Origin of the sequence: Massilia mucilaginosa (assembly GCF_011682145.1) — a bacterium.
GTDB classification, from domain to species: domain Bacteria; phylum Pseudomonadota; class Gammaproteobacteria; order Burkholderiales; family Burkholderiaceae_D; genus Telluria_A; species Telluria_A mucilaginosa.
This window is the reverse complement of the sequence record NZ_WHJH01000172.1, coordinates 1-808: the sequence shown is the minus strand read 5'-3', so window position 1 is coordinate 808 and position 808 is coordinate 1. Positions and strand designations below refer to the sequence as shown.

Annotated in this window: 1 pseudogene; it reads right to left on the bottom strand. The window is 54.6% G+C overall.

The window, feature by feature from the left end:
- A pseudogene (locus F2P45_RS34330) lies at nucleotides 1-600 on the bottom strand (hypothetical protein); the annotation flags it as partial.
- Nucleotides 601-808 lie beyond the last annotated feature (208 nt).

The window sequence follows — 808 nt, the reverse complement described above, 5'->3', positions numbered from 1 at the left end:
TGCCAGCGGCGAAAACCGTGGATGACGTCGCGGCGCTGCTGCCGTGGAATATGAAGGATTTGCATACCCCCGATTTAACCAGCGGCGTGACTTCCTGAACAGTCTGGGGTTGATGGATCGCTTACGTTTGATTGGCTTCCGGACCTGGGCAGTTGGTAACCCGCCTGGCAGGGCAATGCCCCAGTCCATCGACGCGGTCTTTAGTACGCGGTTCAGCAAATTGAGTTCATGAATGACCGATTGAGGTCCTACGACCTTCAAGCGGCGGTCGCGGAACTGGGCCACCTGCGACGAAGTGAGGCTCGCCATGCGGTAATCACCGAAGGCGTCGGTCAATGTCTTGATGCGGGATTTGTCGGATTGCTCTCTGCGCTTCGTTGGTAGCACTTCGGTTTCGAAGCGATCCAGCACGTCCTTGATGAGGGTTGCCTCGGCCTCGTTCCGTGACACGAACACGCCTCGCACCATTTCTGACTCGATGACCGTCGCCCACTCTTTAGCGGCAACTTCTGACGCAAAAGTCTTCGTCTGGGCCGGATAGCCGCGTTTCCGGATCTGTACGTGGAACTGCTTGGGGCCTTTTTTTCGGATCGTAGGCATGGGCGCTGCGCTTCAAGTTGATAGAAGGCATCAGTGTGCCAAATTTGTGCCAATAAATGGGAATTATCTACGTACGCCTAGTCTTACTGTGTCATAAGTTATATCGAGCCACATTGCAGCAGGGGCATCGTTGAAGTCGTTTCACGATTGCAGACATGATGAGTGTGCGCAATGACGTAATTGATTCAGGTACGTGGCGCTGTGTCCG